This is a genomic window from Paraburkholderia sp. A1BS-2L (assembly GCF_051125205.1).
In the GTDB taxonomy this organism is placed as follows: Bacteria; Pseudomonadota; Gammaproteobacteria; order Burkholderiales; family Burkholderiaceae; genus Paraburkholderia.
On sequence record NZ_CP120430.1, the window covers coordinates 920,085 to 935,724 of the forward strand.

12 protein-coding genes are annotated in these 15,640 nt (G+C 62.6%); 7 read left to right on the plus strand and 5 right to left on the minus strand.

Going from position 1 to position 15,640, the window contains the following annotated elements; translation table 11 throughout:
- Positions 1 to 131: 131 nt before the first annotated feature.
- Complete coding sequence (locus P5W98_RS28720) at positions 132 to 1,082, minus strand: choline ABC transporter substrate-binding protein (protein ID WP_421027189.1); 951 nt, start codon at positions 1,080 to 1,082, stop codon at positions 132 to 134.
- 524 nt (positions 1,083 to 1,606) lie between these two features.
- Positions 1,607 to 2,047: an Lrp/AsnC family transcriptional regulator gene (locus P5W98_RS28725; protein ID WP_213306635.1), complete on the minus strand. Its 441-nt coding sequence runs from the start codon at positions 2,045 to 2,047 to the stop codon at positions 1,607 to 1,609.
- Positions 2,048 to 2,354: 307 nt separating this feature from the next.
- Here P5W98_RS28725 and P5W98_RS28730 point away from each other — a divergent pair, with 307 nt between their 5' ends.
- The 7 genes from P5W98_RS28730 (at position 2,355) to P5W98_RS28760 (ending at position 10,650) form a co-directional block, all read left to right on the plus strand.
- Complete coding sequence (locus tag P5W98_RS28730; RefSeq protein ID WP_421027190.1) at positions 2,355 to 5,402, plus strand: aminotransferase class III-fold pyridoxal phosphate-dependent enzyme; 3,048 nt, start codon at positions 2,355 to 2,357, stop codon at positions 5,400 to 5,402.
- 181 nt (positions 5,403 to 5,583) lie between these two features.
- On the plus strand, positions 5,584 to 6,372 hold the full coding sequence (locus P5W98_RS28735; RefSeq protein ID WP_421027191.1) for an ABC transporter substrate-binding protein: 789 nt from the start codon (positions 5,584 to 5,586) through the stop codon (positions 6,370 to 6,372).
- A gap of 43 nt (positions 6,373 to 6,415) precedes the next feature.
- Positions 6,416 to 7,069: an amino acid ABC transporter permease gene (locus P5W98_RS28740; RefSeq protein WP_421027192.1), complete on the plus strand. Its 654-nt coding sequence runs from the start codon at positions 6,416 to 6,418 to the stop codon at positions 7,067 to 7,069.
- A 10-nt stretch (positions 7,070 to 7,079) separates the two neighbouring features.
- Positions 7,080 to 7,739 carry an amino acid ABC transporter permease gene (locus P5W98_RS28745; RefSeq protein WP_421027193.1) on the plus strand — a complete coding sequence of 220 codons (660 nt, stop codon included), beginning with the start codon at positions 7,080 to 7,082 and terminating at the stop codon, positions 7,737 to 7,739.
- Between the two features lie 14 nt (positions 7,740 to 7,753).
- Positions 7,754 to 8,512 (plus strand): amino acid ABC transporter ATP-binding protein, encoded by a 759-nt coding sequence (locus P5W98_RS28750; protein ID WP_421027999.1) that lies wholly within the window; start codon positions 7,754 to 7,756, stop codon positions 8,510 to 8,512.
- A 559-nt stretch (positions 8,513 to 9,071) separates the two neighbouring features.
- Positions 9,072 to 10,304, plus strand: coding sequence for a molybdopterin-dependent oxidoreductase (locus P5W98_RS28755; RefSeq protein WP_421027194.1), 1,233 nt, complete (start codon positions 9,072 to 9,074; stop codon positions 10,302 to 10,304).
- A 10-nt stretch (positions 10,305 to 10,314) separates the two neighbouring features.
- On the plus strand, positions 10,315 to 10,650 hold the full coding sequence (locus tag P5W98_RS28760) for a c-type cytochrome (protein WP_421027195.1): 336 nt from the start codon (positions 10,315 to 10,317) through the stop codon (positions 10,648 to 10,650).
- 172 nt (positions 10,651 to 10,822) lie between these two features.
- Here P5W98_RS28760 and P5W98_RS28765 read toward each other — a convergent pair whose 3' ends face one another.
- The 3 genes from P5W98_RS28765 to P5W98_RS28775 are packed head-to-tail and all read right to left on the minus strand — an operon-like array spanning position 10,823 to position 15,505.
- Entirely contained in the window at positions 10,823 to 11,776 is a 954-nt protein-coding gene (locus tag P5W98_RS28765) for a dimethyl sulfoxide reductase anchor subunit family protein (RefSeq protein ID WP_421027196.1), read from the minus strand.
- A 21-nt stretch (positions 11,777 to 11,797) separates the two neighbouring features.
- A complete protein-coding gene (locus tag P5W98_RS28770) occupies positions 11,798 to 12,544 on the minus strand; it encodes a 4Fe-4S dicluster domain-containing protein (protein ID WP_421027197.1) in 747 nt (248 codons plus the stop codon).
- 15 nt (positions 12,545 to 12,559) lie between these two features.
- A complete protein-coding gene (locus P5W98_RS28775) occupies positions 12,560 to 15,505 on the minus strand; it encodes a molybdopterin oxidoreductase family protein (RefSeq protein ID WP_421027198.1) in 2,946 nt (981 codons plus the stop codon).
- Positions 15,506 to 15,640 lie beyond the last annotated feature (135 nt).

Genomic DNA, 15,640 nt, shown 5'->3' on the forward strand with positions numbered 1-15,640 from the left:
AAAATTGCCGCGCCAATTGGGGCGTTCAGGGATCGTCAAAGGCGCGCAATTGCACCGCGCGCCCTTGACGCCCTGCGTCCCGGCCGTCCGCAAGCGGGTGCGAACGGCGGCGGCGTGCCTGAAAAGGCAGGTCAGTGCGCGCCCAGATACGCGCGCACCGCGGGCAGGCCCGGCTTGCCGTCGAGGGTCGTCACCCCGGCGAGCCACTTGTCGAGCATCTGCGGATTGGTCTTGAGCCAGTCGGCAGCGGCCTTGTTCGGGTCTTCCTTGGCCGCAATAGGCACCATCAGGTGGTTCTCGATGGCGGTCGTGAACTGCAGGTTGGAGACGAACTTCGCGACGTTCGGGCAGCGCGTGCTGTAATCGGGCGGTTCCGCGGTCAGGACCTTAGCCTCGCCGTAATTAGGCCCGAAGACGTCGTCGCCGCCCGAGAGGTAATCGATCTTCATCTGCACGTTCATCGGATGCGGCTCCCAGCCGAGGAACACCACCCATTGCTTGTCGCGCACGGCCCGGTTCACCTGCACCAGCATGCCCGCCTCGCTCGACTCCACGAGCTTGAACTTGCCGAGGCCGTACTGGTTCGAGGTGATCATTTTCTGGATCAACTGGTTGCCGTCGTTGCCCGGCTCGATGCCGTATATCCGGCCCTGCAATTTATCGGCGAACTTCGCGATGTCCTGGAACGAATGCAGGCCGCCCTGATACACATAGTCGGGCACGGCGAGCGTGTATTTGGCGCCGGTGAGGTTCGGCGTCGGCAGCACCTTGATCGAGCCCGCTTTCGTGAACGGCGCGATCATCGGGTCCATGGTCGGCGACCAGTAACCGAGGAACACGTCGATCTGCTTGCTCTTCAGACCCGCGAACGTGATAGGCACCGACGCGATGGTCTTGGTGGGCTCATAGCCGAGCCCGGCCAGTATGGTGGACGCGACACCGGTGGTCGCCGCGATGTCGGTCCAGCCGACGTCGGCGAAGCGCACCGCCTTGCATTCGGCGGGATCCGCCGCATAGGTGCTGGAACAGGCAGCCGCGGCAAACAACAGCGCGCAGGCCTGCAGGGTCTGGAATCGGCTCATCTTCGTCTCCTCGAGATTGGCACAGCGTCGATCGGTTCCGCATGGAAGGGATGGCGGCAAGCTCGCGGACGGACTGCGTGTGGCCCGGCGCAAGCTGCGTGCCCGCCCCGCTTCCCCGGTCCGTCACTCGCTGTGGTGGGGCTTACGGGAAGAAAGCAAGCGAAGGCGTGCATCCCACGGTCAATAGTCGTTTGGCAAAAAGCGGACAAACGTAGCAATTACGACGAGGTCTTGCGCAGATGCGACAAAACGGGGCTGCAAGCACCGCAGGATGGGGCTTTAAGTTGATTGAACGATCAATCGAAATACGGCGGAGGGCGATTGATCCGGAATGCATGAGCGAAATCTCCGGGTTGCTTTCAGCATCACTTCATTTTCATGACGGGATATTTCGGCTGCTTTCGATTTATTTACATTGCAGGCGAATAACCGGCTGCGGGGCTGGAAACGCTCCCATTCATGGCCGGCGCGGCACGGTTTATTTATTCAGGATTCCGATTGATACGCCGATGGATCGCATGAGATCAGCGCATCTCCCGATCGATATCGCGCCGCAAGACAATCGACGTCGTCAGGTCATCAACCGTCTCGTAGTTCGCGACCCAGTCGCGGACACGATTGAGGCCATCGATATTGCCTGCCTCGATCTCAACGATCAGATCCAGTTCCCCGCTGACCGATGAAACGCGCCGCACTTCGGGCTGCTCCGCCAGCAAGTCGAGCAGTTGATTCGCGGGCGTGCGCTTGAGGCTCACCATCAGGATCGCGCGAATCACATTGGGGTTGATCTCGCCGATGTCCGCGCGATAGCCCCGTATCACGCCGCTCCTCTCGAGATTGGCAACGCGCTCGCTCGTCGCGCTGCGCGACAACCCGATGCGGGCCGCCAGGGCCTTCAACGCAATGCGGGCGTCCTTGGAGAGGACAGTCAGAATTTCACGGTCAGTTGCATCAAGCTCTCGCATCAGTCACCTTTCCTGTCCACCGAATACATGCCGGTCCATTCCGACATTTTGCCGGGCAATCCGGCAACATACATGATGTCGTAAATCCCATCGCATGCCAACATATGGTCAGGATGCGCATTCAACGAAACGCCGGTCCGGCTAAGGACTTTCCCGGCAAGCCGCGGGCCCTGGCCCGACTCACCGTTTGGTCCGGATTGCTCTGCGTCTTCTCACGATTTTCGAGTCCACGCATGGCCGTCAATATGGATTCCTTATCGTCAACGCTTTGAGCAGGCCTTTAGTCAATCCACGCTGGAAGCACGAAATGACCGATCTCTCCCGTCCCGCACCTCACTACACTGTCGCCGATGCCGAAAAACTCGGTGAAGAGACTTTTGGCGTGACAGCCACGGCCTCCTTGCTCGAAGGCGAGCGGGACCGGAACTTCCGTCTGAAAACGCAGACCGGTGCGGACTGGATTCTGAAGATCGTGAACGCCAGCGAACCCAGGGTCGAGAGCGAACTCCAGACGGCGCTGCTGCACCACCTCAACGAAGCCGGCTCGGGCATGCCCGTCCCGTATCTGAAGCCGAGCCTGTCCGGCGAACTGCTGGCGTCGACGGTATCGTCTACCGGAGAGGAGCACGCCGTGCGGCTCGCGAAATGGATTCCGGGCACGCCGCTCGCCACGGTCGAGCGCAGCTTCGATTTGCTGCGCAATCTTGGCCGCGCGATGGGCGATCTCGATCGCGCCTTGCAAGGGTTCATGCATCCCGGCGCGTTGCGCAATCTGGATTGGGACGTCCGGCACGCGGCCCGCGCCCGCACCCGCTTGCATTTCGTGCGCGACGAAGACAGGCGATCGATGCTCGAACGCTTTATCGCGCGCTTCGAGAATCACGTCGCGCCGAAGCTGCCGCGCCTGCGCGCCCAGGTCGTCCATAACGACGCCAACGACTGGAACGTGCTGGTCGACGAAGCCGATCACAGCCGCATCGCGGGATTGATCGACTTCGGCGACGCCGTCCATACGGTGCTGATCGCGGACGTTGCGATCGCGTGCGCCTATTCGATCCTCGACACCGAAGATCCGATCGGCGCTGCGGGCGCGCTGGTCGCCGGCTTTCACGACCAGTACCCGCTCCTGCCGGAAGAGCTCGACGTGCTGTTCAATCTCATCGCCATGCGCCTCGTCATCAGCGTGACTTTCTCGGCTTCGCGCCACGACCGCACGCGAGACAACCCCTATCTCTCGATCAGCGAGGCACCCGCGTGGCGGCTGCTGCATCGGCTCGACGCGATGAATCCGCGCTTTGCCACGGCCATTCTGCGCAAGGCTTGCGGATTCGATGCGGTGGAAGGCGCGGGCGCGACGCGCCGCTGGATTGCCGCCAACACGAAACACTTCGCCCCGATCGTGCGGCCGCATCCGGCCACCTTGACGAAGGCCCTCGTGCCCTATGGCGACGCCTCGCATGAGATGACGATCGACTCGGCCGCGCAGCGTCCCGACAAATCCACCGCGTGGTGGAACGACTTCTGCGAACGCCATCATATTCAGCTCGGCGTGGGGCCGTGGGGCGAGCAGCGCACGGTCTACAGCAATGCCGCGTTCGAATCGCGATTCATCAGCGGCCAGCATCGCATTCATCATCTCGGCGTCGATCTGTTCATGCCGGCCGGCACCGCGGTCTACACGCCGCTCGATGCCACGGTCCGCAGCGTCCAGATCGAGCCCGAGCCACAGGACTACGGCGGGCTGATCACGCTCTTGCACGAGCCACAAGGCTGCCCACCGTTCGTGACGCTCTGGGGGCACATGGGACACGAAGCGCTCGCGCGCCTGAAGCCGGGGCAGAAGCTGGCCGCAGGCGACCTCGTCGGGTATATGGGCCGCAGCGGCGAGAACGGCGGCTGGACCCCGCACCTGCATTTCCAGGTGTCGACGGACGTGAGCTTGTCGGCAACCGAAATACTGGGCGTGGGCGAGACCGCTTACCTCGACGTATGGGCCGATCTGTTTCCGGACGTCGCGGCGCTCGCCGGCATTCCGCCCGAGGCATTCAAGCAGACCGGACGCACGCGCGCCGAACTCGTCGAGCGCCGCAAGGCCGTCCTGCTGCCCAATCTGTCGATTTCCTATGCGGAGCCGATCAAGTTCGTGCGCGGCGACGGCGTCTGGCTGATCGACCATCGCGGCCGCGCCTACCTCGACTGCTTCAACAATGTCTGCCATCTCGGCCATGCGCATCCCGACGTGGTGGAAGCGATCACGCGGCAAGCCGCGATCCTCAATACCAACACGCGCTATCTGCACGACACTATCGTCACGTACGCCGAGCGCCTGACCGCCACGTTGCCCGCAGGGCTATCGGTGGCCTCGTTCGCGTGCTCGGGCAGTGAGGCGAATAGCCTGATGCTGCGCATGGCGCGCAACCACACCGGCAACCGCGACGCGCTGGTGCTCGACTGGGCCTATCACGGCAACACCCATGAGCTGATCGATCTCAGCCCCTACAAATACAAGAGCAAGGGCGGCAAGGGCAAACCGGACCACGTATTCCAGGCCGATATTCCCGACAGCTACCGCGCGCCAGCGGACTGGCCGCTCGAAGAGCATGGCAAGCGTTTCGCGCAGAGCGTCGCCGAGCAGATCGATGCCATGAGCAAGCTGGGCCGCAAGCCCGCGCTGTTCCTGGCCGAATCCATTCCCAGCGTGGCGGGGCAGATCTTCTTGCCCGAGGGCTATCTGCAAGCGGTCTACGCGATGGTGCGCGCAGCCGGTGGCCTGTGCGTAGCCGACGAAGTGCAGGTGGGCTTCGGCCGGGTCGGAAGCCACTGGTGGGCGTTCGAAATGCAGGGCGTGGTGCCCGATATCGTCACCATGGGCAAGCCTATCGGCAACGGTCATCCGATGGCCGCGCTGGTGACCACACGCGAGGTGGCCGACAGCTTCAACAACGGCATGGAATACTTCAACACCTTCGCCGGCAACCCGGTGTCGTGCGCCGCGGGTCTCGCCGTGCTCGACGTGATTGAACGCGACGGCCTGCAGCGCAACGCGCTCGAAGTCGGCCACTACCTGCTCGATGGTTTCCGCGCGATGCAAAAGCGCTACGAGGTCATCGGCGACGTGCGCGGGCGAGGCTTGTTCCTCGGCATCGAACTGGTACTGGAGCGCAAGAGCCGCGAGCCCGCCACGGCCCTCGCGAAGAAGATCTGCGACGGCGCACGCGAGCGCGGCGTGCTGATGGGCACGGAAGGCCCCTTCGACAACGTGCTGAAAATGCGTCCGTCGATGATCTTCAGCCGCGCCAATGCGGATCATTTGCTCAGCGTGCTCGGCGACAGCATCGAGGCCGCGCTGCGCTAACGAATGCGATGTGCGGTTGCCGCCGGGCGGCAACCCAACCGGCAAAATGCCGGTCAATTCCGACGCAAATTCCGATTCGCGGACACATTGCCGGGTGTCCGCCCACTGGAACTATGTCAAGATTTTCACGACGCATCGTCTTGGCATAGACATACGATCAAAATAGCAGGAGACAACTTCCATGATTCTCAATCTGAAGCGCCTGATCTCGATGGCCACCGCTGCTATCGCGCTGTCGCTTATCGTTCACTCCGCCGCCACGGCCGACGAACTTCAGACGCTGCAGAGCAGCGGCGAGCTTCGCATCGCGATGAGCGGCCAATACCCACCCTTCAGCTTCGCCAACGACAAGAACCAGATCGTCGGCTTCGACGCCTCGATCGGTTCAGAGTTAGCCAGGCGATTGAAGCTCAAGCCCGTGATTGTGACGGCGCCTTTCGACGGCATCATCGGCGGCCTGCTGGCGAAGAAATACGACATCGTCGTCGCCTCGATGACGATCACGCCGGCGCGCGAAAAAGCCGTGGACTTCGTCGGCCCGTATTACCACGTCGAACGGGTTGCCGTGGTCTCGGCGAATTCTCCGATTCAGAAAATCGATCAACTCAAGGGCAAGACCGTCGGCGTGGTCCTCGGCGACACCAACGACAAGTGGGCGCAAGCCCAGGACGGCTGGAACGTGCGCACCTACAAGGGGCTGCCCGAGATGCTGCTGGAGCTTCAAAGCGGCCGCATCGACGCAATCATCATGGATAGCGTGCCGGTCATGGTCGCGGTGAAGGAAACGGGCCAGAAGGTCCGGATGCTCACGATCACGAATGCGCAAGCGGCGCCGGATAGCATCGGCATCGCGGTCCGCAAGGGCAATCCGGAACTGAAGGTGGCGTTGCAAAAGGCGCTCGACGACATGAAGGCCGACGGCACCTACGAGAAAATCTCCAAACAGTGGATCGGCAGCGATATTCGCTGAACGTCCCGCATGACCGGCCCGGTCTCGCGCCCCTGGAGATTTCATGGATCTTGCAATGACCTTGATGCTACGAACCCTGCCGTTTTTTCTGGAGGCGGCATGGGTGACCGTGCAGATTTCGACGCTTGCCCTGCTAATCGGACTGGTCGTCGCCGTCGTCCTGGTGGCCGGACGGCTTTCCGATAACCGCGTCCTGCGTACGCTCTGCACGGCATACGTCAGCCTCTTTCGCGGCACGCCCAATCTGGTTCAGCTATTCCTTCTCTACTTCGGCGGCTCGCAGATCGGGCTGAACCTCGATCCCTTCACCGCCGGATACATCGCGCTGGGGTTGAACATTGCCGCTTACATGTCGGAGTCCATTCGCGGCGCGATCGTGAATGTCGAGCGCGGGCACATCGAAGCCGCGCGTTCGGTCGGGCTTTCACGCGCACAGACGATGCGGCTCATCGTCTTGCCTCAGGCGGCGCGGCTGATGATACGTCCGCTCGGCGTGAACACGATCGGGCTCGTCAAGGGATCGGCACTGGTTTCGACCGTGTCCGTGGTCGAGCTGACCTATACCGCGCAACGCTATATCGGCTCCACCTACAAGCCATTCGAAATCTTCGCGATCGCGGCCGTCCTATACATGATCATCATTTACGTCGTCGCGAAGGCCGTCGATCTGCTGGACAGGCGCTTCGCGCCCCGCTGAGGAAGCACGGATGTCACCACTCGATTTCAGCATCGTTTTTCCCTACACCGGACTGCTGCTCAAAGGCCTGCTGTGGACGGTGATTCTCACGGTCACGGCATCGTTCCTGAGCCTGGTGTTCGGCATCGTGTTCGCGCTTGCCGTGCTCTACGCGCCCAGGTTCGTCTGCTATCCGGTGCGCCTTTTCATCTGGCTGTTCATGGGCACGCCACTGCTGTTGCAGCTCTTTCTGATTTACTTCGGGCTCGCGCAAATCGGCATCGACATACCCGCTTTCGGCGCCGGCATCATCGGTCTCAGCCTGCATTTTGCCGCGTACAACGCGGACGTCATTCGCGCGGGCATCGTGTCGGTCGACCATGGCCAGACGGAGGCGGCGCGCTCCATCGGTTTTGGCCGTTGGCGGACGCTGCTCCATATCGTGATTCCGCAGGCGGTGAGGAAAACCATACCGCCCATCGGCAACAACATGATTGTCCTGTTGAAGGACTCGTCTCTGGTGTCGGTGCTCGGCATTGCGGAACTCGTCAATAGCGCGCAGCACGCCATCAGCGACACGTTCAGTCCGTTTGAATTTTATTTATGCGTGGCCGTGCTTTATTACGTGTGCAATCTGGCAATGGAATCGGGCTTGCGGCGTGTCGAAAAAAATATCGAGGTGACGCGATGAGCGCATTGCAACCCATGGTTGAAGTGAAGGACGCCCGCAAAGCTTATGGCGCGGTGGAGGTCCTGAAGGGCATCGATCTGTCCGTTTCGCGTGGCCAGATCGTTGCGATCATCGGGCCGAGCGGGTCGGGAAAAAGCACGCTGCTTCGCTCGATCAACCATCTGGAGACCCTGAATCAGGGCGAGGTGTGGCTCGACGGCATGCAGGTGAATCAGCCGCTGAAGGGGCGCGCGTTCGAGAAGCACATCAACGCCGTGCGGCAGCAGATGGGCATGGTGTTTCAGCACTTCAATCTGTTTCCGCATTTGACCGTGCTGGAAAATATCATTCTGGGTCCGGTCAAACTCAAGGGCATGAACAAGGATGCCGCTCGCGAACTCGCGCTGAAGTTGCTCTCGAAGGTGGGGCTCGCCAACAAAATCGATGCTTACCCGTCGCAATTGTCGGGCGGGCAGAAGCAGCGCGTCGCTATTACGCGATCGTTGGCCATGCAGCCCAAGGTCATGCTGTTCGACGAAGCCACATCGGCACTGGATCCGGAACTGGTCGACGAGGTGAATGCGGTTATGAAGCAATTGGCCGCCGAAAACATGACCATGCTGATCGTCACCCACGAAATGCGCTTTGCCGGCGAGGTGTCCGACAAGATCGTGTTCATGGACCGCGGGGTGGTGGTCGAAGAAGGACCGCCGGATCAGCTGCTTTGCGATCCGCAGCAGGACCGCACACGTGCGTTCTTGAAGAATCATCTTTCGGCTTCGGCGCGGCGATGAGGCGATGAGGTTCGGCTCGCCGATACAAGATCCACTGGGCGAGCAGCATGCCATGGTTACGCCCGCGTATCTCCCATGCGACTATCTTGACGCAAGTCAATTACCAAATTCGGCTGCAACCTAGGCTGGTTTCAACCGTTTGCAACCGCTGTTAGCCGTTTTCAAACGTTAGCCAGCGCCGCAGGCCTTGCAAGAGGCTAGTTCCCGCGTTGCACAACTGCAGCGCCATGACGGCGCCAGCCGTTTCCGTGCGTTACCCCGCCTGTAGAGCAGGCTCCAAAAACGTAAAGCTCTACTTTGGGTCGTAGAACGAGTGATCGCGTGACCCCTCCCTTCTCATGGAGCAGGGGCTGCCATACGAGGAGCAACCGGCTGCTCGATGAGATGCCGGGTCATTCGCAAACCCGTTTTCGACGCATATCGAGTGGAACGAGCCGATAAACCTCTCGGGTAACTCCGCGTAGAGTCCCGCTTTCGAAGTGCATATATTCATTCGGATACAGGCTGAATCTCCCGGCGCGACCAAAGCGCCAACCTGTTCGCAGACTCGGAGAAAGCGATGATCGACGGATACAACATCAGGCGTCGTCAGTTGCTGCAGTCCTTCATGGCAGCCGGCGCTGGTTGCCTTACGTGGGGGCTGTCGGACGTTGCGAGAGCAGCAAATGCAATCACCCTGCCCTTTGAAAACGGGCTGCGGGAATTGACTACGGCGTTTCCACAAAAAGGCGAAATGCTGTTGGTCCGCAGCCGTCCGCCGCTGCTGGAGACACCATTCTCTGTTTTCGATCAGGGTGTTTTCACACCCAACGATCAGTTCTTTGTGCGCTGGCACCTGGCCGGCATACCGACGAGCATCGACGCACGCAGCTTCCGGGTCAAGGTTCATGGCGCAGTGCGGCGCGAAGTCGTGCTCGGACTTGCAGAGCTGTCCAGGGAGTTCGAGCGAGTCGAGGTCACCGCCGTCAACCAGTGCGCGGGGAACTCGCGAGGCTTCTTCAAGCCGCGCGTTGCGGGCGGAGAGTGGGGCAATGGCGCGATGGGTAACGCGCGCTGGACCGGCGTGCGCCTCAAGGACATTCTGGACCGCGCGGGCGTGAAGGCGGGCGCGGTTCAGGTGCGCTTCAATGGCGCCGATGCGGGCGCGATTCCGGCTACGCCCGACTTCGTCAAGGCGCTGAGCGTCGATCACGCCCGCGATGGCGAAGTGATGGTGGCATTCGCAATGAACGGCAAGCCGCTGCCCTTTCTGAACGGGTTTCCGCTGCGGTTGGTCGTCCCCGGGTGGTATTCGACTTACTGGGTGAAGATGCTCGATGACATCGAGGTCATCGACACGCCGGATACCAACTTCTGGATGGCCAAGGCCTATCAGATTCCGGACACGCCTCATGCGGACGTGTCACCGGGTCAGAGCGGAATCAAGACCGTCCCGATCACCCGGATGGTGCCACGCTCATTCATCACGAACCTGAGCGACGGCGCTGTCGTGGATGTCGGCAGGTCGCAGCCGGTACGCGGTATTGCGTTCGGGGGCGATGCCGGCGTCCGGGAGGTCCATTTCTCGGCCGACAACGGGATGACATGGACGCCCGCAAAGCTTGGGCCGGACCACGGAAAATATAGCTTTCGTCGCTGGGAAGCGTCGTTCCTTCCGCGGCATGCGGGCCAATTCGCGCTAAAGGTGAAGGCTGTCAACAATGACGGTGTCCAGCAGCCGGACAAGCCAAACTGGAATCCAGGCGGCTACATGCGTAATGTGATTGAGTCGATGACCGTCGTTGCGGCTTGAGGAGCGAATCATGAGGGCTTGGGTTGCATGGGTCACCATCTGTTTCGCAGGCACCGTCGCAACGGGTGTAGCCGCCGCCAAATCACCGGGCAGCGTGGCGGAGAACACCGCGCAGGTTACGCTGCCCACAGGCGACCCTTTCCCGCAGGGAGCGGGATCGGATCTCGCAAACGCGCATTGCCTGATATGTCACTCCGCGGGTATGGTGATGCGGCAACCACCGCTGACGTTTGACGACTGGAAAGCCGAAGTGACCAAGATGCGTGCAGTCTACGGCGCGCCGCTTCCACCCGAAAGTATCGAAGAGATCGCCCGGTATCTGGTGACGATCAACGGGAAGCCCTGACCCGCAATTGCGGCAGGGTTCAAGGCGAACGCGTTCTGGTCTGCGAAGGCAGGTCGGTCGCACGAACGGCGACGCGCTTACTCGGGCACCTGTGGCACGGCTACACGTGACTCGTCGATTTTCAACGCGCACGGTCGCGCCGACTCAGGTGCCCCACTCCGAAGCCGGCAAATCAGGCCTGCCGATAATAAACATTCTGCGGATGCCGCGCTTCCGCGAAGAAGAACCACCGCTCGGCCACGAGCCCCGCATACTGAATCACCACAGCGGCGCACAGCAGCGTCAATGAAGCGCCCACCGGCCGCACGTTCGCGCCGAATGCGACGAGCACGAACGGCACGGCAAACGCGGCCACGAGGAAGGTCCATTTGATCCGCTTGAGCGTGGCCGGCGTCTTGCCGTGGAAGAACTCGCGCAGGTTGAACGCGCCCGCCGTGAAGCCGCGCGACTTCTGCTCGACGCGTGCGCTGCGGATGCCGGTCGCGCTCTGTACCGTCGATTTGGGCCGCAGCCGCGCATTGCGCACGAGCGAGGCGACGCGCGAAGCACAGCCGCCGAGCGTCAGCACGCAGGCCAGCACCGCGAGCGGCCCGACCAGCGCGGGTGCGAGCCACGCCGCGCATGCCGTTGCCAGCGTGAAGCCCGAGGCGCAGCCGAGCAGCGCGAAGTTGACGAGCGTGAGCGGCGTCGCCCATTCCTGGAGGAAGCGCAGGCACGCGTAGATCATGCCCGTGCAGACGAACAGCAACCCGCTCGTCAGCACGGCAACTGCGCCAATTGCGAGCGCATGCGGCCAGCCGAATACATGCGCCATGCCATAGGCGAAGGAGCAGGCGAGAAACAGCGGCAGGCACAGGCATTCGCGCGAGAGCCACGAGGTGCGCCACATCGCGATGGCGCGCCACGCGCGCTCGGGATGCCCGAGGTGGAAGAACGACGCCAGCAGCCCCGCCGCGCCGAGCACGCACGACAGCGCCGCGCCCACCACATAGAAGAGTTGCGGCACGGCCGCTCCATCGACGAGGCCAAGCTGCCCCGCTGCCTCCACGCCCACGAGCGCAATCACGAGCCCCTGCGCCGCGCCGATCAAGGTGGTAAGAAACACCACGGAAAATGCCGGATTCATATTGGTTCCTTTCTGGCGTAATTAATGCGCCGGCGAGCGGGTCGCGATCGACGCGAGATTCAGCGCCCCGCGTTCGACCTGCGATTCGATCGAGGCCGGTACGCTATCGGCGGCTTCGCCCTTGCACGAGCACGATCCGCTGCCGCACGACGACATCGTCTGGCGCGGCAAATAGTGATTGGCGGGCCGCGTGCCCCACTCGGGCATCAGCTGATAGCCGCCGCGCTCGCGAATCGCCTTCGACACCACGGAATCCGGGTCGTGGATGTCGCCGAACAAACGCGCCGAGGTCGGGCATGCGAGCACGCAGGCAGGCTTGCGGTCGCGCTCGGGCAGCGCCTCGTTATGGATGCGGTCCGAGCACAGCGTGCACTTGGTCATCTCCTTGCGCTCTTCGTCCAGCTCGCGCGCGCCATACGGGCAGGCCCATGAGCAGTACTTGCAGCCGATGCAGCGGTCGTAGTCGACCAGCACGAGGCCGTCTTCCTTGCGCTTGTAGCTGGCGCCGGTCGGACAGACCGGCACGCAGGGCGGATCTTCGCAGTGCAGGCACGACTTCGGGAAATGAATCGTGTCGGCCAACGGGAATGTGCCGGCCTCGAAGGTCTGCACGCGATTGAAGAACGTGCCGGAAGGATCGGCGTCGTAGGGGCGGCTATCCGATAGACTGCCCGCCTCCCCCGAGGTGTTCCACTCCTTGCAGCTCGTCACGCATGCGTGGCAGCCCACGCACACGTTCAGGTCGATTACGAGCGCCATCTGTGTCATAGCCGTTTCCTCGGTTCAATGGTCTTGCGGGGCTTTGCGCAGCCGCCGGGCGAATTCGCCGCGTCCCGCGAAATAGGTCTGCACGACGCGCTTGAGCACGCCTCCCGGTCCCGTGCCGGTCACGCCTGGCAGCGCCTGCATCGGCGCGAACTGCGGCAGCGTGTGATCGGCGTCGGGCTCGGCGGGATAGATGCGCACGCGCACGTCGTACCACGCCGCCTGCCCCGTGATGGGATCGGAGTTGGAGACGCGCCCCGGGCGCTGGGCCGGTTGTGACGCATCAGGAATTTCGTCCGAGATCAGGTGATTGAGCAGGAAGCCGCGCTGCGATTCGTTCGCGTCCGGGCCCAGATTCCATGCGCCCGCCGCCTTGCCGATCGCATTCCACGTCCACACCGTGCCGGGCTCCACCGCTTCGCTATAGCGCGCCATGCAGCGCACCTTGCCCCACTGCGATTCCACGTAGATCCACCCGCCGTCCGCGATGCCCTGCGCGGCGGCCGTGCCCGGATTCATGTACAGATAGTTCTCTCCATGAATCTGGCGCAGCCACGCGTTTTGCGAATCCCACGAGTGATACATCGCCATCGGCCGCTGCGTGAGCGCCGCGAGCGGATACTTCGCGTGATCGGTGGAGGCGTGCTCAAGCGGCGCGTAATACGACGGCAGCGGATCAAAATACTGCGCCACGCGTGCGCGCAGATGATCGGGCGGCTGGCGTCCTTTGGTCTTGCCCTGGGCCGCGAGGCGAAACTTCTGCATCACGTCCGAATAAAGCGCAATGACAATAGGCTCGTTGAATTTGCGGAAGCCCTTTTCGACCGCGAAGTCCAGATACGGCCCATTGCAGTTGCGCATGTACTGAATCGACTCGGGCAGCGTGTAGTGATAGACGCAATTGTTCTTGGCGTATTCCTCCCACTGGCGCGGATTGGGCTCGCCCACCAGGGCGTCCTTGCCATCCTTGCCGCGCCAGCCGATCAGGAATCCCACGCCCGAACCCGGCGCCGTCTGGTGATTGACGATGAAGTCGGGATAGTCGCGATACTTGCGCGTGCCTTCCGGCGTCATGAAAGCGGGCAGCTTCAGACGGCTCGCGAGCTCGACCAGCACTTCCTGGAACGGCTTGCATTCGCCCGTGGGCGGCACCACCGGCACGCGCACGGAATCCACGGGACCGTCGAACTCCGAGATCGGGCGGTCGAGCATCGACATCGCGTCATGGCGTTCGAGGTAAGTCGTGTCGGGCAGGATCAGGTCGGCAAACGCTGTCATCTCCGACTGGAACGCGTCGCATACGACGAGGAACGGAATCTTGTACTCGCCGTTTTCGTGCTTGTCCGCGAGCATCTTGCGCACTTCCACGGTATTCATCGACGAATTCCACGCCATGTTCGCCATGAAGATCAGCAGCGTGTCGATGGGGTACGGGTCGCCGCGCCAGGCGTTCGTGATCACGCTGTGCATCAGGCCGTGCACGGCGAGCGGATACTCCCACGAGAACGCCTTGTCGATACGCACCGGGCCGCCGTGCTCGTCGATGAACAGGTCCTCGGGCGCGGCGGGCCAGCCGAGCGGGCCGTTGGCGAGCGGCGTGTTCGGCTTGACGTCCTCGGGCTTGTTAGGCGGTTTCGCCGAGGGCGGCACCGCGCGCGGATACGGCGACTTGTGGCGGAAGCCGCCCGGCCGGTCGATCGTGCCCATCAGCGACATCAGCACCGCCAGCCCGCGGATCGACTGAAAACCGTTCGAATGCGCCGCGAGGCCGCGCATCGCGTGAAACGCGATCGGCACACCGGTCACGGTTTCGTGCGTTTCGCCCCAAGCGTCGGTCCAGCGGATCGGCAGCGTGATCTTGTGGTCGCGCGCCACCTCGGCCATTTCGCGCGCGAGCCGGCGGATCGTTTCGGCGGGAATACCGGTGATTTCTGCGGCCCATTCGGGTGTGCACTCGGCCATGCGCTCGCGCAGCAACCCGAACGACGGCGCGACGGGCGTGCCGTCTTCGAGCGTATAGCGGCCTTCCAGCGCGGGCCGCGCGCCGGGCGTGTGATGCGGCACGGCGCGCTGCGTGTTCAGGTCCCACCACATGTGGTTTTGCGGAAACAGCGCGTTGCGCTCTTCTACTGCGGGGTCGCGCACGAACAGGCCGAACGTGTCGCTTTCCGTGCGCATGTCGAGCAGTTCCGCGCCGTTCGTGTAGCGCTCGACGAACTCGTGATCGTAAGCACCGCTCTCGATCAGCTCGTGCATCAGCGCCATGAAGAGCGCGCCGTCCGTGCCGGGGCGAATCGGCACCCATTCGTCGGCAATCGCTGCGTAGCCCGTGCGCACCGGATTGATGGCGATAAAGCGGCCGCCCGCGCGCTTGAACTTCGAGAGCGCAATCTTCAGCGGATTCGAGTGATGGTCCTCGGCGGTGCCGATCATGAAGAACAGCTTCGCGTTGTCGAGGTCGGGACCGCCGAACTCCCAGAACGAGCCGCCCATCGTATAGATCATGCCGGCCGCCATGTTCGCCGAGCAGAAGCCGCCGTGCGCCGCGTAGTTAGGCGTGCCGAACTGTTTGGCGAACAGGCCGGTGAGCGCCTGCATCTGGTCGCGGCCCGTGAAGAGCGCGAATTGCTTGGGGTCGGTGGCGCGCAGGTGGGCGAGGCGCTTTTCGAGCATGTCGAACGCCACGTCCCACGAGACCGGCTCGAACTGCGCTGTGCCGCGCTCGGCGCCGCGCTTGCGCACGAGCGGCTGCGTGAGCCGCGCGGGCGAATACTGCTTCATGATGCCGGACGAGCCTTTCGCGCAGATCACGCCCTGGTTGAGCGGGTGCTCGGGGTTGCCGTCGATATAGCGCACCTCGCCGTCGCGCAAATGAACGCGGATGCCGCAACGGCAAGCGCACATGTAGCAGGTCGTCGTTTTCACTTCGAGCTGCTCGTTCTGGGTGCGGGCCTTGTGCTCCATCGTTCCTCCGGGTCCTGTGGGGCGGCTTTTGTGTGAATGCCCTCTTATCGTATAAACCCGGCGAACATAATAAAAGTCGCGATTGGCGATCTGTTCTATCGGCTAGTCTTATGGTTGTCGCGCAGGCGGGCAGAA

Bases quoted from the DNA above. Each gene is read 5' to 3' on its own strand.
- P5W98_RS28755 (WP_421027194.1), top strand. From the start codon at position 9,072: ATGATCGACGGATACAACATCAGGCGTCGTCAGTTGCTGCAGTCCTTC.
- P5W98_RS28725 (WP_213306635.1), bottom strand. From the start codon at position 2,047: ATGCGAGAGCTTGATGCAACTGACCGTGAAATTCTGACTGTCCTCTCC.
- P5W98_RS28765 (WP_421027196.1), bottom strand. From the start codon at position 11,776: ATGAATCCGGCATTTTCCGTGGTGTTTCTTACCACCTTGATCGGCGCG.
- P5W98_RS28760 (WP_421027195.1), top strand. From the start codon at position 10,315: ATGAGGGCTTGGGTTGCATGGGTCACCATCTGTTTCGCAGGCACCGTC.
- P5W98_RS28775 (WP_421027198.1), bottom strand. From the start codon at position 15,505: ATGGAGCACAAGGCCCGCACCCAGAACGAGCAGCTCGAAGTGAAAACG.
- P5W98_RS28750 (WP_421027999.1), top strand. From the start codon at position 7,754: ATGGTTGAAGTGAAGGACGCCCGCAAAGCTTATGGCGCGGTGGAGGTC.
- P5W98_RS28745 (WP_421027193.1), top strand. From the start codon at position 7,080: ATGTCACCACTCGATTTCAGCATCGTTTTTCCCTACACCGGACTGCTG.
- P5W98_RS28720 (WP_421027189.1), bottom strand. From the start codon at position 1,082: ATGAGCCGATTCCAGACCCTGCAGGCCTGCGCGCTGTTGTTTGCCGCG.
- P5W98_RS28740 (WP_421027192.1), top strand. From the start codon at position 6,416: ATGGATCTTGCAATGACCTTGATGCTACGAACCCTGCCGTTTTTTCTG.
- P5W98_RS28735 (WP_421027191.1), top strand. From the start codon at position 5,584: ATGATTCTCAATCTGAAGCGCCTGATCTCGATGGCCACCGCTGCTATC.
- P5W98_RS28730 (WP_421027190.1), top strand. From the start codon at position 2,355: ATGACCGATCTCTCCCGTCCCGCACCTCACTACACTGTCGCCGATGCC.
- P5W98_RS28770 (WP_421027197.1), bottom strand. From the start codon at position 12,544: ATGACACAGATGGCGCTCGTAATCGACCTGAACGTGTGCGTGGGCTGC.